This is a genomic window from Chitinophaga sp. W2I13 (assembly GCF_050434005.1).
Lineage (GTDB): Bacteria > Bacteroidota > Bacteroidia > Chitinophagales > Chitinophagaceae > Chitinophaga.
Genome location: NZ_JBNPWD010000001.1, coordinates 5,615,690 through 5,638,945 on the forward strand (window position 1 = coordinate 5,615,690; position 23,256 = coordinate 5,638,945).

General features: G+C 48.5%; 17 protein-coding genes. 11 read left to right on the plus strand and 6 right to left on the minus strand.

Features of this window, described 5'->3' with window-relative positions; translation table 11 throughout:
* Positions 1 to 130 precede the first annotated feature (130 nt).
* Positions 131 to 1,999, plus strand: coding sequence for a tetratricopeptide repeat protein (locus QFZ48_RS23225; protein ID WP_429063848.1), 1,869 nt, complete (start codon positions 131 to 133; stop codon positions 1,997 to 1,999).
* 30 nt (positions 2,000 to 2,029) lie between these two features.
* Here QFZ48_RS23225 and QFZ48_RS23230 read toward each other — a convergent pair whose 3' ends face one another.
* Entirely contained in the window at positions 2,030 to 2,875 is an 846-nt protein-coding gene (locus QFZ48_RS23230; protein ID WP_429049189.1) for a class I SAM-dependent methyltransferase, read from the minus strand.
* Between the two features lie 341 nt (positions 2,876 to 3,216).
* Here QFZ48_RS23230 and QFZ48_RS23235 point away from each other — a divergent pair, with 341 nt between their 5' ends.
* The 4 genes from QFZ48_RS23235 to QFZ48_RS23250 all read left to right on the plus strand — a co-directional run bounded on the left by QFZ48_RS23235 (position 3,217) and on the right by QFZ48_RS23250 (position 8,561).
* Positions 3,217 to 5,565 carry a TonB-dependent siderophore receptor gene (locus QFZ48_RS23235; RefSeq protein WP_429063850.1) on the plus strand — a complete coding sequence of 783 codons (2,349 nt, stop codon included), beginning with the start codon at positions 3,217 to 3,219 and terminating at the stop codon, positions 5,563 to 5,565.
* A 200-nt stretch (positions 5,566 to 5,765) separates the two neighbouring features.
* Positions 5,766 to 6,545, plus strand: coding sequence for a pseudouridylate synthase (locus tag QFZ48_RS23240; RefSeq protein ID WP_429063851.1), 780 nt, complete (start codon positions 5,766 to 5,768; stop codon positions 6,543 to 6,545).
* Between the two features lie 26 nt (positions 6,546 to 6,571).
* Positions 6,572 to 7,420 (plus strand): isocitrate lyase/PEP mutase family protein, encoded by an 849-nt coding sequence (locus tag QFZ48_RS23245; protein WP_429063852.1) that lies wholly within the window; start codon positions 6,572 to 6,574, stop codon positions 7,418 to 7,420.
* A 55-nt stretch (positions 7,421 to 7,475) separates the two neighbouring features.
* A complete protein-coding gene (locus QFZ48_RS23250) occupies positions 7,476 to 8,561 on the plus strand; it encodes an NADH:flavin oxidoreductase (protein ID WP_429063853.1) in 1,086 nt (361 codons plus the stop codon).
* A 173-nt stretch (positions 8,562 to 8,734) separates the two neighbouring features.
* Here the strand turns inward: QFZ48_RS23250 and QFZ48_RS23255 are convergent, their stop codons facing one another.
* Positions 8,735 to 8,899, minus strand: a complete 165-nt coding sequence (locus QFZ48_RS23255; RefSeq protein WP_429049177.1) for a hypothetical protein — start codon at positions 8,897 to 8,899, stop codon at positions 8,735 to 8,737.
* Positions 8,900 to 8,942: 43 nt separating this feature from the next.
* On the opposite strand from QFZ48_RS23255, the gene QFZ48_RS23260 reads away from it, so the two are divergent.
* Positions 8,943 to 9,950: a cyclase family protein gene (locus QFZ48_RS23260; RefSeq protein WP_429063854.1), complete on the plus strand. Its 1,008-nt coding sequence runs from the start codon at positions 8,943 to 8,945 to the stop codon at positions 9,948 to 9,950.
* Here QFZ48_RS23260 and QFZ48_RS23265 read toward each other — a convergent pair.
* From QFZ48_RS23265 to QFZ48_RS23275, 3 genes are all read right to left on the minus strand, one after another.
* A complete protein-coding gene (locus QFZ48_RS23265) occupies positions 9,900 to 10,724 on the minus strand; it encodes a nuclear transport factor 2 family protein (RefSeq protein WP_429049170.1) in 825 nt (274 codons plus the stop codon). The two genes, QFZ48_RS23260 and QFZ48_RS23265, sit on opposite strands and share 51 nt — an antisense overlap.
* A 173-nt stretch (positions 10,725 to 10,897) precedes the next feature.
* The gene (locus QFZ48_RS23270) at positions 10,898 to 14,662 is read right to left on the minus strand and encodes a glycosyltransferase (RefSeq protein ID WP_429063856.1); all 3,765 of its coding nucleotides are present in this window, start codon (positions 14,660 to 14,662) and stop codon (positions 10,898 to 10,900) included.
* A complete protein-coding gene (locus QFZ48_RS23275; protein WP_429063857.1) occupies positions 14,662 to 15,966 on the minus strand; it encodes a hypothetical protein in 1,305 nt (434 codons plus the stop codon). The genes QFZ48_RS23270 and QFZ48_RS23275 overlap by 1 nt, the downstream gene beginning before the upstream one ends.
* A 141-nt stretch (positions 15,967 to 16,107) precedes the next feature.
* Between QFZ48_RS23275 and QFZ48_RS23280 the strand changes: the two genes are divergently transcribed.
* Positions 16,108 to 16,701, plus strand: a complete 594-nt coding sequence (locus QFZ48_RS23280) for a hypothetical protein (protein ID WP_429063859.1) — start codon at positions 16,108 to 16,110, stop codon at positions 16,699 to 16,701.
* Between the two features lie 3 nt (positions 16,702 to 16,704).
* Here QFZ48_RS23280 and QFZ48_RS23285 read toward each other — a convergent pair whose 3' ends face one another.
* Entirely contained in the window at positions 16,705 to 17,307 is a 603-nt protein-coding gene (locus tag QFZ48_RS23285; RefSeq protein ID WP_370911996.1) for a DNA-3-methyladenine glycosylase, read from the minus strand.
* Positions 17,308 to 17,370: 63 nt separating this feature from the next.
* Between QFZ48_RS23285 and QFZ48_RS23290 the strand changes: the two genes are divergently transcribed.
* The 4 genes from QFZ48_RS23290 (at position 17,371) to QFZ48_RS23305 (ending at position 23,256) form a co-directional block, all read left to right on the plus strand.
* Positions 17,371 to 17,796 carry a Gfo/Idh/MocA family protein gene (locus QFZ48_RS23290; RefSeq protein ID WP_429063861.1) on the plus strand — a complete coding sequence of 142 codons (426 nt, stop codon included), beginning with the start codon at positions 17,371 to 17,373 and terminating at the stop codon, positions 17,794 to 17,796.
* The gene (locus tag QFZ48_RS23295; RefSeq protein ID WP_429063863.1) at positions 17,786 to 18,367 is read left to right on the plus strand and encodes a Gfo/Idh/MocA family protein; all 582 of its coding nucleotides are present in this window, start codon (positions 17,786 to 17,788) and stop codon (positions 18,365 to 18,367) included. The genes QFZ48_RS23290 and QFZ48_RS23295 overlap by 11 nt, the downstream gene beginning before the upstream one ends.
* Positions 18,368 to 19,178: 811 nt before the next feature.
* Complete coding sequence (locus QFZ48_RS23300) at positions 19,179 to 22,346, plus strand: carboxypeptidase regulatory-like domain-containing protein (RefSeq protein ID WP_429063865.1); 3,168 nt, start codon at positions 19,179 to 19,181, stop codon at positions 22,344 to 22,346.
* A gap of 148 nt (positions 22,347 to 22,494) precedes the next feature.
* A complete protein-coding gene (locus QFZ48_RS23305) occupies positions 22,495 to 23,256 on the plus strand; it encodes a MerR family transcriptional regulator (RefSeq protein WP_429049151.1) in 762 nt (253 codons plus the stop codon).

Sequence of the window (23,256 nt, forward strand, 5' to 3'; positions counted from 1 at the left end):
ACGGTAGCCGCCTGTGAGTACTTTGGCGTTTAAGATTATGCATTATATTTGCCGGCAAAATGTTGTGCATTTTTGTTAATCATCGAACAACATTTCTTGTTACCCACGTAAGTTACTTAAGCCAATGTATATGATCCGTTATTTCGTGAAACGAATACCAGCCGTCGTCCTTGTTATCAGTGGAATGCTGTCCACCGCTTCCGGTCAGAATAGCTCAACAGCAGATAATGCGTTAACCCTGCTTATGGAAGGAAACTTTGCAAAAGCAAAAACTCTTGCCGGGGAAGCCATCAGCTCAGGAAAGAACGCTGGCCTGGCCTATGCCGTTCGCGGGCGGGCAAAGATTGCTACAAATGAGGTGACCTCCGCACAGCAGGATATTAATGAAGCCATCAAACTTAGCCCGGATAACGGCGTCTATTACACTTTCCAGGCAATCGGTTATCAGCTTCAGAAGAATGACGGCCTGTCGGCAAAAACATTTGAAAAGGCGCTGAGGTTACTGGCTTCACCAAAATCTGCTATTGAATACTATGCGCGCGCAATTGTTTATGAAAACACAAAGAATGAGGAAGCCGCGCTGGCAGATTATAGTAAGTCCATTGAGCTAAACCCGCGTTTTGCCCTTTCCTATGTAAAGCGGGGCTGGATTTATTCCGACAGGAAACAGGCAGATGCTGCTATCGCAGAGTTTACAAAAGCCATTACGGTGACCCCCACTTATACCAGCTGTTATTTTACCCGCGGCAATGCCTATTACGGGCAGCAGCAGTACGATCAGGCAATAGCCGACTTCACAAAAGTAATTGAACTGGACCCTAAAGATGATAATGCCTATTTCAACCGGGGGGTGATGTATAAGAAGAAAGGAAAGTACGAAGAAGCGCTGGCCGACTACGCCAAAGTAATTGAGCTTTCCCCTAAAGATGCCTCCCTGTACGGCAATCGGGGGAATATTTATTTTATCCTGGAAAAAGGAGACCTGGCATTCAGCGATTACAACAAAGCAATTGAGCTGGACCCAAAGAATGCGCTTTACTACGTGAACCGCGGGAATACCTACGTTCGCTGGGAACAGTGGGATTCCGCACTGAACGACTATAACAAGGCCATTTCACTGGATCCGAAATATGCCGATGCGTACCTGGAACGGGGTAATATTTACCTGAATAATAAAAAACAAAGTGACCTGGCCCTGGCCGATTTCAATAAGGTGGTTGAAATTAACCCGGGGTATTCCAATGGGTATCTGAATATTGGCGTTGTTCACCACGACAAACAAGCATATAGCCTGGCAATAGCCAGTTATACAAAAGCCATAGAAGCCGACCCGGCAAATATCCTCGCTTACCTCAACCGCGCGGATGCTTACGATGCCATCGGCAGCAAGAAGCAGGCGGACCTCGACCGGAAGAAGTATGCCGACCTGGGTGGAAAGATCACTGCGTCTGCCGGGAAAACGCGGAGCGAAATATTCCCACAGGGAACATTTGATGCTAAGTTGGCGGAAGCCGCACTAGGCCGGGGCTTATCAAGGATTGTAGGGAAAGCCTGCACCAAAAAAGACGGGCTGATATTCCCTGCCGCCGGGGTGATCGTAAAACTGTTCCCGGTTACGCCGTACCTGGAAGAATGGCATAAGTTGCGCGATCAGAAAGAGAGCAGGAAAACAGGCGTTTATATGTCGAAAGAAGCAAACAAATACTCTATCGAAGCAGTGGCCAACTCCGATGGTAAATTTGCTTTCGAAGGACTTAAACCCGGTAAATACTTCGTACAACTGATCCACAGTTTCAATCAACGGAAAACCGCGCGGGTATATACAGGTTCTTATACCTCGCAGAATGGCCCGGTGCGAGAAACCACCAACTACTACTATGATGAGGATTATATAGTGGGTCGTTCACAACGACTCGAAAAGTTTATTGAAATTAAAGAGGACGGCGAAACAAAAAAGTTTACACTGGCCAATGGCTTGATTAAAACCTGCGAGTTTTAGTAATTTTTTCATCAATATAAAACAACACCATTATTTCTCTCCATAAATCACCAGCGCACTGGATTCGATCATCACCTCTCCGGAGGGATATTTCTGATCTACGGCAGCAAATACTTCTCTCTTTATTTTTTCTTTCATGGCCTCATCACATTTGCTGAGCGCTGCCACAATGGGAGCGCCTATTTCGGTCATCATACTCCAATACACCTCTGTTGTTTTACAGTTCAGTTTTCCGGTAATTTCTTTTTGGGAGATGTTTTTTAGTCCGGCGTGTGCAAACAAGCCAGCGATCAGCTGATCTTTTGCGCAGCGGAACATTCCAGGTGCGTCCGGAGGTGGCGGCGGCAGTTCCATATTCCGGTTGATGGTGCCCATAATTGCGGTAATCCAGAAGTTTTTCTCCGGAACATTCCATACTGCGGTGGCTAATCTGCCGCCTGGTTTAAGTACCCGTACCATTTCATTCGCCGCCAGCTGCATGTCGGGGAAGAACATAAATCCAAACCGGCAGCTGATAGCATCAAATGTGTTGTCGGCAAATGGAAGTTCACAAACATCGCAGGCAATTGTTTCCACGTTTTTGATCCCTCTTTTGGCGGCATTTTCCCGGGCTATTTCCAGCATGTGTTCAGCAAGATCGGTGATCACTACCTTACCGTTCTTCAATTTTGAGGCAATGGTGAGCCCTGGCTCACCGGTTCCTGCCGCTATGTCCAGCACTGTATCATCGTCTTTAAGTTGCAGCGCACGGATGATTTCATCGCCCATTGGCTGCAGGAAGTCCATGGTAAGTTCATCCCATTTTTTCCAGCCGGGAGAGAACTTATTCCAGGCGTCCTTTTGCTGATCACGGATTTGTTCAAGTACTTGTTCCATAATGTGGGGTTTAATTAAAAGATTACAATCATTCGTCTTAACTCCTTGTGCCATTGATAGTGAAAGTGCCTGATGCCTGGCGTTTGCCGGCAATCAGTGTTTTGGGGTGCTGTGGCCTGGCGGTTGATTTGTTTACCAAAAGTAAGCTCTTTTGACGGGAAAGCCCCGGACGTTTTTTTTCTGATTTGAGCATTTGCAATTTCCGGTTTCCTTCAAGGAATACAGGTACAGTATTGCTTTTTCAGGCATCTGTTGCCTCAAACCTGTTCCGCCGTAAAATTCCGGATTAGATAAACTCCGTGGCGCTACATGTATTCTCTTTGCAATACTAAATTTTAAATATGAAGCAACATTGCCAACCTTATATCTTTTTTTGCATCTCTACCTTTCTTTTATTCCTGTTACCGTTGTTCCTGCAGGCAGAAAATGGCGTTACCGGTATAAAGGGGCAGGTGCTGTCGGCCGACGGTAAACCCGCGCCCGGCGTAACGGTGGGATTAAAGTCCACCCGGTATTATACCGTTACCAACGAAAAAGGACATTTTGAAATAAAGGCGCCTGCGGGCAGTTATACATTAACTGTTTCTTTTATCGGCGCTAAAAGCCTGGAACAGCCGGTAGTGATCACCGATGCAGCGGTTACCAGTATCCCTGCTATCAAGCTGGAAGAAACAGCTTCCTCGCTGGGGGAAGTGGTAGTGGTGGGAAACCAGTACCGCGTAGCAGATAAGGAAAGTGAGTATGTAGCCAAAATGCAGCTGCGCAACCTGGAAAACCCGCAGGTATATTCAGTGGCATCCAGGGCTTTATTGCAGGAGCAGGCCATCGTTGACTATGTATCTGCACTGAGGGCTATTCCCGGCGTTAGCGGTGCGTTAATAAGACCCGGATATAACAGCTGGGTATACCTCCGTGGATTTGTTGCCAGCGATAACTTCAGGGATGGCATGTATGTGGACCAGGGAGTGAACGCTGATCCGGTGAACACAGAAAGAATAGAAGTGATCAAGGGCCCTTCCGGTACGCTGTTTGGCGCCAACGGTGTTTCTTATGGCGGGTTGATCAACCGCGTTACCAAAAAACCTTTCGACAGAAGAGCCGGTGAGATCGATGCCAATCTAGGCAGCTATGGCTACAGCCGCCTAACCGTGGATGTGAACACGCCGCTGAATGAAGATAAAACAGCACTCTTCCGCGTTAATGCCGCCGGCAGCTGGGACAACGGTTTCCAGGATTACGGGTTTAAAAAATCCTATACGATTGCGCCATCGTTTTCCTATAAGCTGGATGACCGCACAGATGTTCTCTTTAGTACAGAATTTCTCAACATGAAAGCCAATTCACCGGTGCGGGTAAGCGGTATCGATGTGCCGGGTGTTACAAACATCAACCAGTTACAACGCGATTACTTTAAATCCTATGGCTCTAATAAGCTGAGTGGCGTATTTAATATCCGGAGCTTTTATACAAAGATCACCCACCGCTTTTCGGATGACTGGAAGCTGGATGTGAATGTAAACTACTCCGACTACAACTACGAAATCGGTAATGTTTTCCTGAATTTTAAGAAAGATAGTCTCTGGCGCTATTACGGCGCTTTTTCCAATGCCACCAAATCACTGGCCATACAACCTAACCTGACGGGCGATTTTAAAATTGGCAAGCTGCGTAACCGCCTGCTGGTGGGGCTGGATTACCTGCACCGTGACACCCGTTATTCGCCCCTGGGAAATACAGTACTGGTAGACGGACTGGATTACACAAAATCCTTTGTGCCGCCGATAAATGCCGCCAAAGTGCTGGCAGATGGCGAAGCAGCAGCAGTAACCACCCTCAGCAAGCCGGTGAGCTATGCCGCTTATGTAACGGATGTTATTTCGCTGACCGACAGGTTAAATGTATTGCTCAGCTTACGGATCAACTACTTCGATAACAAAAAAGGAACAGAAGTACTGGAAACGGGTGAAGTATCGGGCGATTACGACCAAACGTCGCTGTCGCCAAAGTTTGGCGCCACCTATGAGGTGATAAAAGACAAAGTTTCCCTGTTTGCCAACTACCAGACCGGGTTTAATAATGTGTATGGACAGGACATTTTTGGGATCAGTTTCAAACCGGAAAATGCACGGCAGGCAGAAGGCGGTGTGAAAATGGAGCTGTTGAACGGACGGCTCAGCAGTACCGTTAATTATTATAATATACTCGTGGAGAATGTGGTGCGCCAGGACCCTGGTAACCCGGCGGCGAGTATCCAGGATGGTACCAAGAAAAGCCGTGGAGTAGAAGCCGAAGTTACCGGCACCATATTGCCTGGTTTAAACGTAGTGGCAGGATATGCTTACAATGATATTTTTTTCCTGAAAACCAATAAAGGGTATGAGGGCAAGCGGCCGGCCGGCCCGCCGGCGCATGCAGCCAACCTGTGGGTGAGCTATAGCTTTGTAAAAGGGCGCTTAAACGGCCTCGGTGCAGGCTTTGGCGGCAACTACAGCAGCAGTGCTTTCTGGAATGATCTTAACACCATTACGGTACCGGGATACACCATTTTAAACGCCGTGGTGTTTTATAATACAAAACGTTACCGTTTTTCTGTGAAGGCAGATAACCTGTCGGATCAGCGCTACTGGGATGCCAGTGGTAACCCGCAGATGCCACGGCGGCTGATGCTTGGCATTGCCTTTAAATTTTAAAGAATCCATTGAGTCTGGCAGCCTGTATTTTAGTACCTTTGCGGCGATTAAAAGTTTTTTCAGGTCTGACCAGGTGACGCTGGTCCGGGAGACGATCCCGGAAAGCTGCATTTAAGACATATATTATCCCGTAAGGGTCATAGATAAAAAAGCTTCAGATTATACTGAAGCTTTTTTTATTAAATTTTACAACGTTGGTAATGGATAGTGTGGGTTATGAGCCATCGGCATTCAGCCCTTTCGACGAATCAACAACCGTTAGTGAATTAGCCGCAGGGCTTACTTTTTCATTGAACAATGCGCCGCACCCGCTTTGCCTGCTGGCAGCGGAGCGTTTGCAGGCGCATTTGGAGCAGCAGGAGTGGGAGCATAACTTTGGTTTGCCGGGTAATGCGGCAGGTACCGTTATTGGAAAGATGTTCGGCGTGTTGATCGTTAGAACCAGGGATAATGAGCTGGGTTACCTGGCGGCATTCTCGGGTAAACTGGCAGGTGGCAACCACCACGCGAAATTTGTGCCACCCGTTTTCGATGGGCTGGAACCGGGCGGGTTTGTGAATACCGGCATGTTAGAACTCGCCGCTATCAACAAAGAAATCAGCCTCCTGGAATCGTTTACCGACGACGAAAGCGCAGCGCAGGTCCGTTTGCTCAAAATATTACGGAAAAATCATTCTACCGCACTGCAGCACAAAATTTTTGAACAGTATCATTTTCTGAATAAAGCAGGGGCATCCAAAAGTTTAACAGAGATTTTTGCACATACGCCTTCCGGGAAACCACCGGCGGGCGCAGGCGAATGCGCCGCCCCGAAGTTACTGCAATATGCTTTTCAGCATGGGATGGAGCCATTGGCACTGGCCGAATTCTGGTGGGGACAATCGCCCAAATCCGACTACTGGCAACATGGTCATTTTTATGCTCCCTGCCGCGAGAAATGCGCAGCAATATTGGCGCATATGTTGGGAGAGCAGGAGTGATTATATTTACCGGGTAAATATCCGATATGAAACCATCAGCAGAAAACTCATTACGCGCCCGGGCCGAAGCATTTCAGGCACTCCACCGGCGCGCCGGTATTTTTATCGCTCCCAACCCCTGGGACGCAGGTTCCGCAAGGATACTGGAAACGCTTGGATTTAAAGCACTGGCTACTACGAGCGCCGGCCTCGCCTTTTCCTTGGGTAAACCCGATGGCCACGCGGCTGTTACCCGCGAAGAAACGCTGCAAAACGTCCGGGACATTATCAGCGCCACTGCTTTGCCGGTAGCTGCCGATCTGGAAAATGGATTTGGCGACGATCCTGCGGTATGTGCCGAAACAATATTGCTTGCCGCAAAAGCCGGGCTGGCCGGAGGTTCTATAGAAGATGCCACCGGTAAACCGGAAGATCCGATATATCCTTTTTATGTTGCTGTTGCGCGCGTGAAAGCCGCTGTAGCGGCAGCGCGGAGCTTACCGCATCCTTTTATGCTTACGGCGCGGGCGGAGAATCTCATTTATGGCCGCCCCGATCTGAAAGATACCATCAGGCGGCTGGAAGCTTTCGCAGACGCCGGCGCCGATGTGCTGTTTGCACCGGGACTGAAAACGCCGGAGGAAATAGCCGCTGTAGTTAAAGCGGTAGCACCCCGTCCAATAAACGTGGTGATGGGACTTTCCGGTGGTAACTTTTCATTGCGGCAGCTGGAAGACCTGGGCGTAAAACGTGTAAGCATTGGCTCCTCGCTCATAAGAGCGGCATATGGCGCCATTTTCCGGGCGGCAGAGGAAATACTTCACCAGGGCACCTTCAGCTATGCAGCGGAGGCAAAGCCTTATGGAGAGATCAATAAATTGTTCGGCGAATATTAACATGCGTTGTCCCCCTTTGGCGATGTCGGTCGTCATAGGCTATAAACAACGCAATATGAATACCAGCAGCTTATTCAGGCCATTTGCCCTGAAATCATTGCATACAAAGAACCGCTTTGTAATGTCCCCTATGACCCGGTCCTGTTCTCCGGGCGGGGTTCCTGCCGGCGACGTAGCAAATTATTATACACGACGTGCCAAAGGAGAAGTGGGCCTGATCATTTCTGAAGGAACGGTGATCGACCGGCCTTCATCCGCGAATGAAGCAAGTGTCCCTAAATTTTATGGTGAGGAGTCGCTGGCCGGCTGGCAGCAGGTGATCAACAGTGTGCTGGCTGCCGGCGGCCAGATGGCGCCACAGCTCTGGCACTGCGGCATCCAGGAGAACCATGTTTCCGGATGGCTACCGCCGGCGCCGTTTGAAGGTCCTTCGGGGATAGGCAACGGTGTAGCCATGACCGACGCCGCTATTGCAGATACGATCCTTGCGTTTGGCCGCGCCGCTGCCGATGCAAAACGCATGGGATTTAACAGCGTGGAAGTACAGGGCGCCCATGGTTATTTAATCGACCAGTTTTTCCGCGATAACACCAATACGCGGACGGATTTTTTCGGGGGTAAAACACTGGCAGAACGCAGCCGGTTTGCCGTTGCCATCACCAAAGAAATACGGCGGCAGGTAGGAGAAGATTTTGCCATCATGATGCGATTGTCGCAATGGAAACTCACCGACCTGCATAGTAAACTTGCCACCACGCCGGCGGAAATGGAAGCCTGGTTAACGCCGCTGGCAGATGCAGGCATCGATATCTTCCACTGTTCCACACGCCGCTTCTGGGAACCTGAGTTTGCAGGATCAGGATTAAACTTCGCCGGCTGGGCAAAAAAACTGACCGGGAAAGCCACTATCACAGTGGGTTCCGTAGGTTTGGATAAAGATATTATTTCACTGCACAAAGGTGAGGACTCCGCGCCGGCATCTCTTGAAAACCTGGTGCGCAGGATGGACGATAACGAATTTGACCTGGTGGCAGTAGGCAGGTCTATTCTTACAGATCCTTACTGGGTGCAAAAGGTGAAAGAAAACCGGTTGGGTGAATTGCAGGGATTCAACAGGGAAGCGCTGTACAGCCTCGTGTAACCCGGTATCAGCAAGGCGTTAACAATAGATAACAGTTCTCATTTCACTCTGGCATAGTTTTATCATTTATGATAGATGAACAAGAAGCTTAAACCGCCTGCAGTCGCTAAACTTCCATCTATTCATCACACATTCAAATTTTGCCATCATGAGAACGTTAAAATATCTTATCGTTACCGTTGTTCTTCTATCCGGATTAAGCAGTTGCCTGGTTGTGCGCGACAGGCCCGGATATTATCCGCGTCATCATCATCATTATTATCATCATGGATATTACCGGTAAAGCCAACCCCGGAAATTACAGCACAATCCCCGCATTGTACCTGCGGCATGGCCATCTTCCCCTTTAATTTTGTGTGCGTAACATAAAAATTAACGAAGATGAATACACGAAACGGGTACAGCTGGTATAAGCTGTTACTGCTGGCGATGCCATTGGCAGGAACTATCACCGCAACAGGACAAAGCACGCATGCAACGGAACAGGCAGGGGTGAGCCCCTGGGGAAAATCAGATGAAATAGGCACGCTGAATATGATGAGCGACAGTAATAACCTTTCCCTGTTCTCCAACATCAGAACGGGAAAGGTTTATGATCTTGGTGTGGAATATTTTACGGGGATGCCGGGATTCACTGCACTGGGCGATCCTCCCTATCAATACTGGCTTACGCATACACCCCGCGGTACGGTTGTAGGCAACGTTACCAAACTGGGCGATGATATGAACAAAAAGGTAAGCTATACCGGTGATGCCATCTCCATGTACACGCATACCGGCACGCACATCGATGCGCTTTCCCACTTTGGTTTGAATGGTAAGATCTGGAACGGATACACCGCAGATGAACATCTTGGCGACCGCGGCTGGGATAAGGGCGGGGCAGAGAATATTCCGCCCATTATCGGAAGGGCGGTGCTCATCGACGTTCCCGCCTGGAAAGGAGTAGAGGCACTTCCCGGAAATTATGTGATCACATTGGCCGAACTGCAGCAACTGGTACAGGCGCAGCACCTCGACATTCACAAAGGCGATATTGTGCTGATCAGAACAGGGCTCATGAAATATTTCTACAGCGATACCGAACGGTTTATGAGCAACACGCCGGGTATGAGTATGGAAGCCATAAAATGGCTGATAGAAGAAAAAGGCGTAATGACGCTGGGCGCCGATAACCTGAGCGTAGAGGTGATGCCCTCCGGCAACCATCATAACTGGCTGCCGGGACATACCTACCTGCTGGCCCAAAAAGGAGTAATGTTTATAGAGTTGTTGTATCTCGAAGAATTATCTGCCGCAAAAATAAACACATTCGTTTTTATCGGGCTGCCGTTGAAGTTAAGAGGCGCCAGCGGGGCGCCCGTCCGCCCCCTGGCTATTCCGCTGTAACTCTTCCGTTACGTCGTCACGTTCACGCACAATCAGCTTTATCACTTCATTTCCTTTTTTTATAAACTCAAAGGTGAGGTCCCGTTCTTTCGAAAAGAAAAGATTTTCTTTCTCCGCGTAAAGCAAAAACTTTTTACCGCCTATCAGCATGATGAGCAAACCATTTTCCGGCTTTATCTCCATGGAAGTGGTTTGAGGTCCCTTATATTTACCAGCGTAACTACCCAGTACATCAGCCGGTAATGTGAGGGCCTTTCTTTTATTGACATAAGGCGCCGGGCCGTGGTCGTAGCTCAGTACCCGGGTCATTTTCCAGCTACCGTTTTTCAGCAGCCAGAGATGGGTGAACTTTGCCAATCCATCTGCATATTCTTTCTTTCCTTTATTATGTATATAAAAGAGGTGCGCGCCTGTAAGTATAGCGCCGTATATCACGCCGTCTTTTTTGAGTGGGAATACTTTGATGCTGCTGTCGACCACCTCTCTTCTCAAAGTGAATTGTTCCTTGTTGCTGCAAACTCCTTTTTCAAATGATTGGGCCATAGCTGGTATTCCCAGGGTGATGCCGCCTTTGTCGTGATAGAACTCTATATCTTCCGAGAAATATTCCATCATCTTTGAGATATCGCAGTTATTATACGCCTGCCAGAAAAGACTATCGTTGTGCAGGATCACCGCAGATAGTTGCTGGTCGTTGTGCTGCGCTATGGAAATGCTGCGGAATGACAGCATGCATGTTAGTACCAAAACGGCACTTATGAGTAGTTTTTTCATTATAGAAATTATGAATGTAATAGAATGACGGCTTATCAGGCATAAAGATAGATCATTACATGGTACTATCCAATACATAGTACTATATAATTTATGATAAACTTTACAAGCAGGGTGTTTTCACCTGGTTAAAAAACCGGATGAACATCGCAAACCAGCAGGTAGGGTGAAAGTTATAGCGGGATATTCAGCTGGGATTGTACCGTAGCTGCATAATCATCTTTTGTTGCTTCCAGGTATAGCCTGTAGTGTTCCGGATTTTCAGGTATGGAGATAGTAACGTAGGCGCCGTTGCCCAGTTTCTTTAGAAAAATGTTGTTGCCATAACCATCCGTTTTTACCAGGTACCATTCAAACTTTAAAGGGGTGTGGTTAGTAGCCGTTATCCATTCATTGTTGCTGTAAAGAAGCGCGTGATACGTAAGCCGGCTGCCGGGATAATTCGTTCTGGCCGGCCGGAGTATATGGATACGGGGAATCGCAGGTTCATGGAAGGAGTGCTGCCAGTAACGCCCCAGTTGGTAAAAGGAGGATTTATATCTTCCCTGGTGGTCGGTGAGGCCATCAAATGTTACATAGTCCCGTGTTTCCAGGTCCTGCCAGCTGGTAATAAAAGCCGGTTGCCGGCGACCGGGTAAATGGGTGTAAGCCGTTACAGGTATCTGGCTGAAATAATGCGGAACGTTTACGGTGGTCAGCTGCGATAAACCCGTGGTGTCGTTGCCTGTTACAATGCCAAAAGCGTCCACCTGCGTTAATTGCTGGTGCAGTATTTCCAGTGTGCCGGCGATGTTGCTGTTAATGGCTACATCCACGGTCAGCGGCCGGGTAGTATCTATCGCTTTTATGGCAGTCACCAGGCTGCCTAACCAGTTGAGAAAGCTTTGTTGCTGATAGAGCAGCTCCGGTTTAAAATAATCTTTTGACAGTTGCTGCCATACCGTATCACCGATGTTCCAGGCTACGATGCTCCGGTTGTGTTTCAGTTCTTCTACACGTTTAAGAATAGTTTTCCGGAGAGCAGCAAGCATGGTAGCGTCTTTATCCATATCTGTTATGGCAGGTATCCAGAAGCCGTAATGGATGTGCAGATCCATTTCTTTTGCCACATGCAGGATGTTCTTGTCGTACACACCGGGGCCAAAGCGGCGGATGGTATTTACGCCAACAGCTTTCATACCGGTGAAATCTTTGATGATTTCCCGCCGGGTAAGGGCATGTAAATTTCTGAACCAGTTTTCTCCTGTCTGGTAATTGATTCCCCTGATGGTATCCGGCAGCGATATGGCTGCTGGTATCCGGCCGGCTGCAGGGGCGGTGATCATGCTTGCGTAAGCAATGGTTTTTTCAGACGCACGGATACGGGTATACTTTTTTGCGGCGGCAAATACTTTCCCCGGTTCCTGTAATTTCCAGCGGAGCATATCTCCGGCAACAGGACGCAGTATGTTTTTATCCTGGTCGCTGTTAAATAACACGAAGGCATGTATTTCACTGAACGCATGGTCGATGGCGTTAAAGGCATCGTTCAGCCATAGTTGCTGGTTACCAGCAGCGGACAGTGAGCCCATTTCTGCCACCATCACGGGCAGGCCCGAACGGAATACCGGCAGCTGATGAAACGGCGCGTACAACTCCCGGAAAGCATAGGATTGCCCGTTCTCATTTTGTGGTCCGTAGTTAAGGCAGGTTACCCCGATCCAGTCGACATACGGCGTGCCCGGGAAGTATTGCTCCGCCGCGGCGGCACGCCACGGGTTCCACACCCAGATAACATTTCCCGCGCCGTTGCGCCGGAAAAGGTCATGTACATATTTCCAGGCGGCCTTGAATTCTTCCGGCGTATTGTTACCGGTTGGTGACCATGGATAGGCGGGGTTATCCGCCTCATGGGCAAAGCGGAGGAATACCGGGCGGTTCAACGATTTCATCTGCGCTGCAAAACGCACCAGGTATTGATCAAAGTCCCCCGCGCTGATACGGGCAAAGATCTTTTGTTCTTTACCGGCTGCAGCGTTTTTAAACAGGGATGTCCAGGGTTCCCAGGTGATCATGGGCAACGAACCGTTGTTATAAATGGCTGCTATCAGTGAGTCAGGCAGGTTACATTGCGGCGCATCTCCCCAGGGCAGGTATAACGATATGATGTTAAAGCGGGTGTTAAACTGTTGCTGGTAATCCTTTACCTGTTGAATCGCCGTGAGGCCGTTTGTATCAGCCGGACTGAATATTCCGGTATAAAATGTGGTTTGTTTATGTGTGGGTGGATGCGTTGCAGCAGCCGGTTCGGGGTTGTTTGTCATCATGTAACCGGTTAATAACACCACCACGAGCAATAAAGGCAGCCCCAGTTTACGGAAACCGGCATATAAATGAAGATGCCGGAAAAGCCATAACTGTTTTTTTAACAGTAACGGGTATACGAGCACGATCCTCAGCCAGTGATATTTTACGGATAAGCGCCGGAGCCGGAGACTGGCAATAATATTAAAGCTCATGATCAGGCAGTTCACGCCTGCTATGCCGGCCATCACAAGGGAATAAGGATTCCAGTCGTACGACAGTCCATAAACAATCGCTGCCAGCGAAGTAAGCAACACCAGCATATTAGGGATATTCAGTTGCCAGTTATCCTGCCCGGTGTCGTCTTTAGGGGTGGGAATATACGGCACCTTCTTCCGGATCACGGTATATACAAGTCCAAGGATATAAATCCACCAGGTACCGATCAGCAGCAGTCCGCCTACCACATGAAAGCCTCTTTCGGTTTCTTCCATCACCCATCGCTGCACAAAATGACGGATAAGGATAATCGCTGTAACGGCCGGTAATCCCAGCCATGCAAAGTTGATAAAGTCGACCCGCAACGGTATCAACCCGGTAAACAGGGAGAGAACGGGGATGAGAAAATTGATGAAGAAAATAATGCCGGACAAATAATGGAAGGGAATAGTGCCGTAATGCAGGCGTTGCCGCCAGGTAAAAGACCTGAACAATTTCGGGTAGGAAGTAACCAGTAATTCCAGGGTGCCACGCGCCCATTTCAGCTGTTGCGCGTAATAGGCCGACATGGTGGCAGGCACCAGCCCCCTGGTGAGTACCGCCGGCACGTACACCGATTTCCAACCTTTGGCATGCAGCTGCATAGCGGTGTGCATGTCTTCCGCAAGACCGCTGGCATGTCCTCCGATAGCATCCAGCGCGCTTCTCCGGAAGGTGCAGTTGGCGCCTATGGCCAGTACGGTACCATAACTATTCATGGTAGCCATAATAGGGCCATAGAACTGAAACGTTTGCTGGGCTGCCCCTTTCGCCACCAGGCTGTCGCCCAGGTTGCTGTACGCCTGAACAATCTGCACAAACCCTACTTCCGGGTTATTGAAATGTGATACGATCACGTCGAGGAAATCCGGCGAAGGAACGTGATCCGGGTCCATGACCACGCACAATTCCCCGCTGGCCTGCCGCAACGCATTGTTGATGTTGCCGGCCTTGGCATTTTCATGGGTAAATCTGGTTACATGTTTTACGCCCAGTTGTTTACATACTTCTACCAGGTAAGGGTCATTGGCTTCGTCGCAGAGGTAGGTGGTATGCGGGTAGGTAATGGCCTGGATAGCCGTTAACGTTTCCACGATCATGGCGTAGGGTTCACCCGCGCAAAAAGTAGTAAAGATGTCTACCGTGAATGGGTGTTCCATTTCCGGTGTTTCCGGTACTGAAATGGAAAAATAGTGATACCATTCATGGAGTACCGTGAGGCAGTTAAAAAAAAGACCCGCCATCAGGATCCAGTAAAAAGGAGCATACCCTATCTGCGCCCTGTTTAAAAGGCAAAACAGCAGATAACCCATGCTGCATACACCCAGCAGGATCATCAGCCGTAGCGTAAAGCGTTCGCGCCGGGAGGGTGGTAAAATAGGTGATGGACTACTCATTATTGACTGACTACGTAAAATGGTGTATTAGCAGTAGCAAAATGTCCCTTATTATCGGAAACAGTTGCAAAGATCCTGTAAGGTCCTTCTTTTACAGGAGAACGGAATGCGATTTTATTCCCCTGGGCAGGCAGCAGCAGGTTGTTGTAAGCAACAGGGGGCTGCCCATTGGACGCATCTTTGTTGTTGGTGTACCAGTCTTCCGCCAGTATTTCCCAGGTGATATGTAACGGGCCGGTAGCAGTATCCTGCAACAGTACCTCCGCGGTTTGCAGGCTGTCAGGATTTAATAAGATGTTGTCACCGGCTCCTTTGCCATTCAGCAGCATATATTTTAACGAGGGCGCCCTGTTGGCCGGCCATTTGCCTGTCCACAGGTACTCCATAACGGACACCGTTTCCGATGCGCTGCCTTCTTTTGAAAATAAGCTGAACCAGGTATCTGTTACCTCCTGTTTGTTGCCCCAGTAAAAAACGCAGGCGCCCAGGAACCGCGGGTCTTTCACCGGCATATATTGCTGGTAGCGCTCCAGGTATTGTTGCGCCTTTTTGGTACTGGTAACCTCAATGGGCGCTCCCCAACTGGTGAACTGCGACTCCCACGGGCCGTTAATTCCCCATTCTGTAACCAGGAAAGGACCATCCCAGTACCACGAAAATTTTTCCAGGTTACGTTGCAGGTCGCGCAGCTCGCCAAAAATATTCATGGAGATCAGGTCGAGGCCCTGCACCTTTAACCGGATATTATAAAGACACCGCCTGTTGAAGTTTATCAGCGCAGTGGTCACCGGGTGATCGGGATCATCCGTATGGATCATTTCCAGCAGGTGATTATAGGCATTGTAAAAGCTGCTGTATTCCGGTTTGTAGGGAAAGTCGATTTCATTGCCCAGGCACCACATCAGCAATGCGGGATGCGATTTATACCGGTTTACCACACTTTTGAAGGCCGTGTATTGTGCCGCTACTTTAGCGGTATCATTATAGTAGGGTAAGAATCCGCTGACAGGCATGGGGAAGCCCGCTATCACCGCTATATGATTGGCATATGCGTCGTCCAGTATTTTATCCAGGTGTAAAGTATCCCAGGTACGGATGGTATTGCCACCTGCTGTATGTAGTTCCCGGAGATTTTCAAAACCAGCTGCGCCCTTTATGGCAAAGGGTTGTCCCTCGCGGTACAACAGGTATTGCCCGCCCTCTTTGCTGATATAAACCTTGCCCTTATGCACGGGGGCAGGGGACGACAGGCAACCGGTAAGAACAGTAAACAATGCGGCACGAAAACAGATCTTCTTGAACATTCACCAGGTATATTATATATTACTCGCAACACATGGCCGAATATAACATAAAATCAGAAACTTACACGGCGGATGCGCTATCTCATTATAAATAACAAAAAATTGCTTATTTTAATTGGCACAGGCCATTAAATCATCATAATGAAATTACGTAAAGTACTTACCAGATCAGCACTTTGCTGTATGCTGTTCTTTTCCTTCAGCGCATTGGCACAATCAGAAAAACCGGGTGTTGCAGATATCACTTTTCATATGCTCACCTGGGTGAAACACCTGGATAGTGATGTCGATAAATATTTCAAACGTGAAAAAGGAGAACAGCTCAATCAACAGTTGGAATCCCTGAAACAGGAACTGGATAATTACCGGAAAGCCCGGAAAACATTGTCAGATAGCTTGTTCAGGAACAATATTGCTCCCGGGAAAAAGGACGATTATAACCTGGAAGCGCTTAAAGTGAGGATGAGTGCAGTAATGGAAAAGCTGCGCGGAGTAACTGACCTGGTGAATCCTGCACTCCAGGCGGAAGGAGATAAGCTCAACGAAGAAATTTACAACGCGTTATACGGCGATCAGCCAAAGTATTTATCATACCTGGAAGCATTCCTCGGCGGTTTGGAGGTTACTAAAAAGGACCTGGCGCTGGATGGCAGCACGGCTTATTCGCGCCTGGGAGATTGTGTAAATATCATTTCATCGCTGGAAGGAAAAATTAATAAGAAGATGGGGCAATAATCTTTAGAGCCCTTTCCCTTTGCTTACCCAATCATTATTTTTAATGCTGAAACGGTAGGGGAGATAAGCATCTTCCCCGGCATATTGCACGCCCACACGGGTTGACACGGTCATCGCTTCCTCCGGGATGTCTTCGCCGGGTTCTATCCATACTTTCGTTCCCGTGAGGCTCTCGCCATTCAGGCTGGCATCAATACCCATCGCTTTGCAAAGACTACCAGGTCCTGCTGTGAGTTTGGCAGAGGGCTTGTTGTTGTACCGTTGCTTCATGACTTCTATACCATCTACAGGTTGTAGCGCCCTGATCAATACTGCATGGGGTGTATCTTCGATGTTGGTCACCACATTAAAGAGATAGTGAATGCCATAGCATAAGTATACATAGGCGAATCCTCCCGGCTTGTAGATTACTTCCGTGCGTTTGGTACGGCGGTTATTCCATGCGTGGGATGCCCTGTCGCCAGCGCCGGCATAGGCTTCTGTTTCCACAATCATACCTGCAGTGCGAACGCCATTGATACGTGTCACCAGTATTTTGCCCAGCAATTGTTTCGCAATAGTAGTTACCTCATGCTGCTGATAAAATTCCTTCTTTAGCTTGGCCATTGAAATAAATATCCCTGTTTTAAAAAATGAATTTATGTTATTTGCATAATTATAAGCACCATTATGGAAGAAATAAAATGGGGAATTATAGGTTGTGGAGATGTGACAGAAGTCAAAAGTGGCCCGGCTTTTAATAAAGTGCCGCATTCCTCCCTGGTGGCGGTCATGCGCAGGGACGCCGCAAAGGCGCAGGACTATGCCCTGCGGCATGGCGTACCCAAATGGTACGATAACGCGGAGCAACTGATCAACGACCCGGAGATCAACGCCGTATATATTGCCACACCACCTTTGCAGCATGAAGAATACACCCTGCTGGCTTTATCGAAGGGCAAGCCGGTATACGTGGAAAAGCCAATGACGCTGAACGCAGCGTCGGCCATCAGGATGAAAGCTGCAGCAGACAAATACCATGTAAAGTTAAGCGTGGCACACTACCCGGCGCGAGCAGCCCGTATTTCTGAAAGTAAAAGACCTGTTGTCGGATAACGCCATCGGGGATATCCGTTTTGTATCCCTGCAAATGCTGCAACCGCCGGCCTCTGCCCTCATTGCAGATTCAGCGGTTAACTGGCGGGTAGATCCTGCCATTTCCGGCGGCGGCCTGTTTCACGACCTGGCCCCGCATCAGCTGGACCTGATGATCTATTTCTTCGGCCAACCAAAACACGCCGCCGGTATTGCCGTAAACCAGGCCGGTGTAAACCAGGCAGACGACCTTGTTACGGGGCATATCCTGTTTGAAAACGGCGTGGTGTTCAACGGCATGTGGTGCTTCACGGTATCGCCCGCTGATCAGCAGGACCGCTGCGAGATTACCGGATCATCCGGCACCATCAGCTTCCCCGTATTTGGCAGTAAAATAACCCTGCGCAAAGACGGACATACGGAAGAATTCATTTTTGATCCGCTGCAGCATGTGCAGCAACCCATGATAGAAAAGGTAACCGCCTTTTTCCTGGGCAAAGGCGCCAATCCCTGTTCCGCGGAGCAGGCTATACTCTCAATGGAGTTGATGGACCGGTTCACGCGGAGGTTGTCTTACTCAGGATTACGCTGATTATACTGATTACGCTGATTTGATCACTTTTGATTTTAATAGATTTGGGGAGATGTGAGCGAGAACGCGGAGGTTGTCTTACTCAGGATTAAACTTATTTCACTGATTACGCTGATTTGATCACTTTTGATTTTAAGGGGATTATACTTTTTTCTGGTATATTTAAAAAGATGGCGCGAAGATGAGATAGCCCATGCTTTACACATACCTTACAGATGCTTTACGCCTGCTTTACATTTGCTTTATACGTGCTTATAACCTGCTGTTGATGTGGAGATGACGTGGACTTGATCGGTAATGTATTGTGTATCAATTCGCTATAGTGGGTTTTACAATATTGTTTAGACGCGTTGCATCAAAGAAATGGTCTGGATATCAAGGCTTTATACACATTATGAAGATAAACATAATCAGGCAAAAAGACAAACGGTTAAAAAACTCAAAAAATAAAATCAACCTCCGCTTACATCTCCCCAAATCCTTTAAAATCCAAAAGCGATCAAATCAGCGTAATCAGTGAAATAAGTTTAATCCTGAGTAAGACAACCTCCGCGTTCTCGCTCACATCTCCCCAAATCTTTTAATCAAAAGTGGTCAAATCCCATAAATCAATATAATCAGCGTAATCCTGAGTAAGACAAAATACGCGTTGTGAATACCCAACTATTTGCGTATCTTAATATCAGCAGAGAGCAGCATTCAACCATATCGCTCGTAGTGTGATGCAGACATATCCTCCCGGATATGAACTTTATGTTACGAATGCAGTGAACACTTAATATTCAAATTATCCTGTAATATTTTCGCGCTCATGAAACCTATCTTCACACTTCTGTCAGTACTGTTATTATGCTGCATCATCAGGCAGCCATTGCTTGCACAAACAACGCAGGCCTCGATTTCAGGGATTGTCTCTGATAATGCCAAACAACTCATTCCCGGGGCATCCGTATTGGTGCGCAACGAATCAACCGGATTTAGCAGCCGCACTATTTCAAACGCCAAAGGGGAATACCTTATTAAAGAGTTGCCACTCGGCGGACCATACACCATTCAGGTAACAGCGATGGGATATGCGGAACAAAGACGTACCGGCTACTCACTCAACCAGGGCGATGTAATCCGCGCCAACTTCCAGATGCAAACATCTGCGGTGGATATCAAGGAGATCACTGTGTCCGGCGCCGCGCTCCGCAACAAAACGGAGAACTTTGGTGCAGCCACCACTGTATCGGCAAGGGATATTGCCCGCCTGCCGGTGAATGGCCGTAACTTCAGCAGCCTCATAGATCTTTCGCCGCTGAGCAGCGGAAGCAACCTGGCAGGACAGCTCGGCTCTTCTACCAACATCACCATTGATGGAACCTCTGCGAAGAATCCAACTTCCAGCAGTGGCACCAACACCCGTATCGGCGGCCCATATGCTATTTCAATGGAAGCCATCCGGGAATTTAAAGTGGTCACCAACCAGTATGATGTTACTTTTGGCCGCAGCGGCGGCGGTACCATCAGCACCGTAACCAAATCAGGTACCAACACCTTTTCAGGTAGCGCCTTCACCTTCGTAAGGGCCGATGCGTTGTCCAGTAAATACGATGCCCGCGGTAACCGGCGCCAGAACGACTTCTCCACCTATCAATATGGCTTCTCTCTGGGAGGTCCTATCATTAAAAATAAACTGCACTTCTTCCTGGCATGGGATCACCAGGCCGACTCACGCCCCCTGCAGCTGGCGGATATCAAAACGCCGGCGGATGAAAAACGGTTCAACGTTACACAGTCCACGCTGGATACCTATCTCGATATTGCCCGCAGTAAATATGGAGTGGCCTCCACGCCGCAGTTCGGGTCATTTAATAAGAAACGCGGTACAGATGCGGCTTTTGCACGTATCGACTGGCAGCTCAACGAGCGGAACCTCCTCACTATCCGCGATAACTATGTAAACGACCGCGCACCATTAGGCCGTGACGATAACACTGCCATCAACCTCTATGAAGTATATGCGGATGCACATGCCGTTAACAACAGCTTGCTGGCCACGCTCCGTACGGTGGTGAATCCCCGGATTACAAACGAGCTGAAATTGCAGCACCTGTATACTTTTGAAGAGAGTTCACCCGGCGATCAACTGCCGGCGCAGAATATTCCGCGCGCCATCGTGGAAAGGGTACAGTCCACTATTGACAACAAACCGGTATTTACCTCTATCCAGCTCGGCGGACAACGCTATTCACCGGAGCACTTCTATAATAACGTATTCCAGCTGGTAGACAATCTTTATTATAATACCAATAAAGCCAACTATACTTTCGGCGCAGATATAATGTACAGTCACATGAACTCACTGTATGGCAGTGAAATGAACGGGCGTTATTATTTCACCGGTATGGATAATTTCAATAACCTGAAACCTTACCGTTATGCCCGCGAAGTGGCGCTGGCAGATGATCCCAGTGTGAACCAGAATATTCTCAGCGGCGCATTGTACGCGCAGATGCAAACCTACCTGTTCCCGGGTTTTGAAATGATCGCCGGTATCCGTGCCGATTATACCACTTACCTGAACAAGCCAAACTTTAACCAAACGGTGTATGATGAGCTTGGACTGAGCACCGACAACTCGCTGAAAACTTTCCAGCTGCAGCCACGTATCCAGTTCAACTGGGATATCAAAGAAAAGCATACGGATTACCTGCGCTTTGGTGCAGCCATCTTTGGATCAGACATAAACAACTATGCCATGATCAACAACATGCTGTTTGATGGTACCAAAGTACTCACCGTGGATATCCAGGGCGCCGGTGTACCCGTTCCCGATTTCCCGGCATACCGTAAAGATCCGTCAACCGCACCAGGCAAGGAAATGTTCAACAAGCTCGGGCTGCCGCGCCAGGGTACCATTAATATGAACGGTAAGGATGCCAGGATCCCGGTAGTGTACAAAGCGAACATCTCCTACAATCACCTGTTCTCCGACCGCTTTAAAATGGGCGTGACGTTCTTCACCACTATTGCGCGTCACAATTATATGTATGTAGACAGGAACATGGCTGATCAACCTTTCTTCCGTTTGTCGAATGAAGATAACCGCGGTGTATATGTACCCGCATCTACTATCAATGTAACCAATGGCGCTACCGACTGGACCAAAGGCCGTAAAACCACCAATGTGGGACGCGTGCTGGAACTGAACAGCGATGGTAAAGTAAACCAGTTTGCATTTGTGGTGGATGGTACCTTCCGTTATTTCAGAGACGGAGAGGTGTCCGTTAGCTATACGTGGAACGATGCGAAAGACAATACCTCTTACAACGGCGACGTGGCCAACACTGCTACCTTGTCGCTGATGGTAAAAGACGATCCGCGTAATCTCAGCACCATGAGTTATTCCGATAACCAGTTCCGTCATAAGGTAGTGGTATACGGCACCCTGCCTACTTTCTGGGGCATTAATGTAGGCGTGCGCTATTCCGGTATAGGCGGCACACGTTATTCGCTGGCAGTAGGCGGTAACGTGAATGGCGACTTTGTAAACTCAAACGACCTGGCCTATGTATTTGATGTGAATAATCCCAGCGTGCCGGAAAAGATGCGCACGGATCTCCAGGCGATTTTAGATAATCCCCTGGCGGATGAAAGCGTAAAAGATTATATCCGCAAAAGCAGCGGGAAAGTAGCAGAAAGAAATGGTGGTGTAAACGGTTTCTATGGCGTATGGGATCTGAGGATTGCTACAAAGATCCGGTTTGGCAAGAAGCAATATCTTGAACCATCCTGCGATATCTTTAACCTCGCCAATGTGTTTAACAAGGAATGGGGTACCAGTAAATTACTGGGCAAACAGAATATTTATTCTTTAGGTGGTTTCGATCCTGTTACCTCTACTTATAAGTATAACGTAAACGTGAACTCAGGCGTGGTGGTGCCGGGTGGTAACCCATGGCAGATCCAGCTGGGGCTCCGGTACGGGTTCTAGCAAAAAGAGGTAAGATATAAAGAGAAGATAAAACAGCCGGCCAATGTGCCGGCTGTTTTTTTTGTCTTGCAAAAAAAAATCCGGAAAAAGATTTGACTCTAACGCTACGTCATACCCTAACTTTGGTTTCAATCTAATAGTTACCAGGATGATAAAGCAGTATGCGGTAAATAAACTGGCAAAATTGGCAGGTGTGAGTGTGCGCACGCTCCACTATTACGACCAGATTGGTTTGCTGACGCCCTCTGTGCGTACCTCCGCGGGGTACCGGGTATATGGTGAAGCGGAATTGCTCCGGTTGCAGCAGATCCTGTTTTATCGTGAACTGGATGTAGAGCTGAAGGATATCGCCAGCATACTGGATGATCCCGGCTTTGACCTGATCCATGCGTTGGAAGGGCACCGGCAAATGCTTTTGTCGAAGAAAGACCGCATCGAAACCCTGGTGGCTACAGTAGAGAAAACCATCTCTCATCTAAAAAACAATGTAAACATGAACGTAGAAGATCTATATGCAGGACTGCCCAAAGAACAGGCAGCAGCCTGGCGGCGGGAAGCGCAGGAAAAGTGGCCCGGTCAGGTAGCGCACGCAGAAAAGCAATTACTGGAAATGGACAAAGACAGCTATGAACAGCTACAGGATGGCTTTAAGGCCAACTGGGAAAAGCTGGCATCGCTCTCTCACCTGGACCCGGCCAGCCAGCAGGTGCAACAGGAAATAGCCCTGCATTACAGGTATATCCTGCAATTCTGGGGTAAAACCGATAACCAGGCAGAAGCCTACAACGGGCTGGGCGATCTGTTTGCCACCGATGAACGGTATATGCAGGTGAATGGCTTAGCCAACCCGGCTTTTGGCAGTTTTATGCAACAGGCCATCCGGGTATATGTGGAACGCCAACTGAAATAA

Excerpts from the sequence above, each read along its gene's own strand:
- QFZ48_RS23275 (WP_429063857.1), bottom strand. The coding sequence starts at position 15,966 with ATGTTCAAGAAGATCTGTTTTCGTGCCGCATTGTTTACTGTTCTTACC.
- QFZ48_RS23245 (WP_429063852.1), top strand. The coding sequence starts at position 6,572 with ATGAAACCATCAGCAGAAAACTCATTACGCGCCCGGGCCGAAGCATTT.
- QFZ48_RS23280 (WP_429063859.1), top strand. The coding sequence starts at position 16,108 with ATGAAATTACGTAAAGTACTTACCAGATCAGCACTTTGCTGTATGCTG.
- QFZ48_RS23235 (WP_429063850.1), top strand. The coding sequence starts at position 3,217 with ATGAAGCAACATTGCCAACCTTATATCTTTTTTTGCATCTCTACCTTT.
- QFZ48_RS23240 (WP_429063851.1), top strand. The coding sequence starts at position 5,766 with ATGGATAGTGTGGGTTATGAGCCATCGGCATTCAGCCCTTTCGACGAA.
- QFZ48_RS23255 (WP_429049177.1), bottom strand. The coding sequence starts at position 8,899 with ATGGCCATGCCGCAGGTACAATGCGGGGATTGTGCTGTAATTTCCGGG.
- QFZ48_RS23270 (WP_429063856.1), bottom strand. The coding sequence starts at position 14,662 with ATGAGTAGTCCATCACCTATTTTACCACCCTCCCGGCGCGAACGCTTT.
- QFZ48_RS23285 (WP_370911996.1), bottom strand. The coding sequence starts at position 17,307 with ATGGCCAAGCTAAAGAAGGAATTTTATCAGCAGCATGAGGTAACTACT.
- QFZ48_RS23265 (WP_429049170.1), bottom strand. The coding sequence starts at position 10,724 with ATGAAAAAACTACTCATAAGTGCCGTTTTGGTACTAACATGCATGCTG.
- QFZ48_RS23300 (WP_429063865.1), top strand. The coding sequence starts at position 19,179 with ATGAAACCTATCTTCACACTTCTGTCAGTACTGTTATTATGCTGCATC.
- QFZ48_RS23230 (WP_429049189.1), bottom strand. The coding sequence starts at position 2,875 with ATGGAACAAGTACTTGAACAAATCCGTGATCAGCAAAAGGACGCCTGG.
- QFZ48_RS23250 (WP_429063853.1), top strand. The coding sequence starts at position 7,476 with ATGAATACCAGCAGCTTATTCAGGCCATTTGCCCTGAAATCATTGCAT.
- QFZ48_RS23225 (WP_429063848.1), top strand. The coding sequence starts at position 131 with ATGATCCGTTATTTCGTGAAACGAATACCAGCCGTCGTCCTTGTTATC.
- QFZ48_RS23290 (WP_429063861.1), top strand. The coding sequence starts at position 17,371 with ATGGAAGAAATAAAATGGGGAATTATAGGTTGTGGAGATGTGACAGAA.
- QFZ48_RS23260 (WP_429063854.1), top strand. The coding sequence starts at position 8,943 with ATGAATACACGAAACGGGTACAGCTGGTATAAGCTGTTACTGCTGGCG.
- QFZ48_RS23305 (WP_429049151.1), top strand. The coding sequence starts at position 22,495 with ATGATAAAGCAGTATGCGGTAAATAAACTGGCAAAATTGGCAGGTGTG.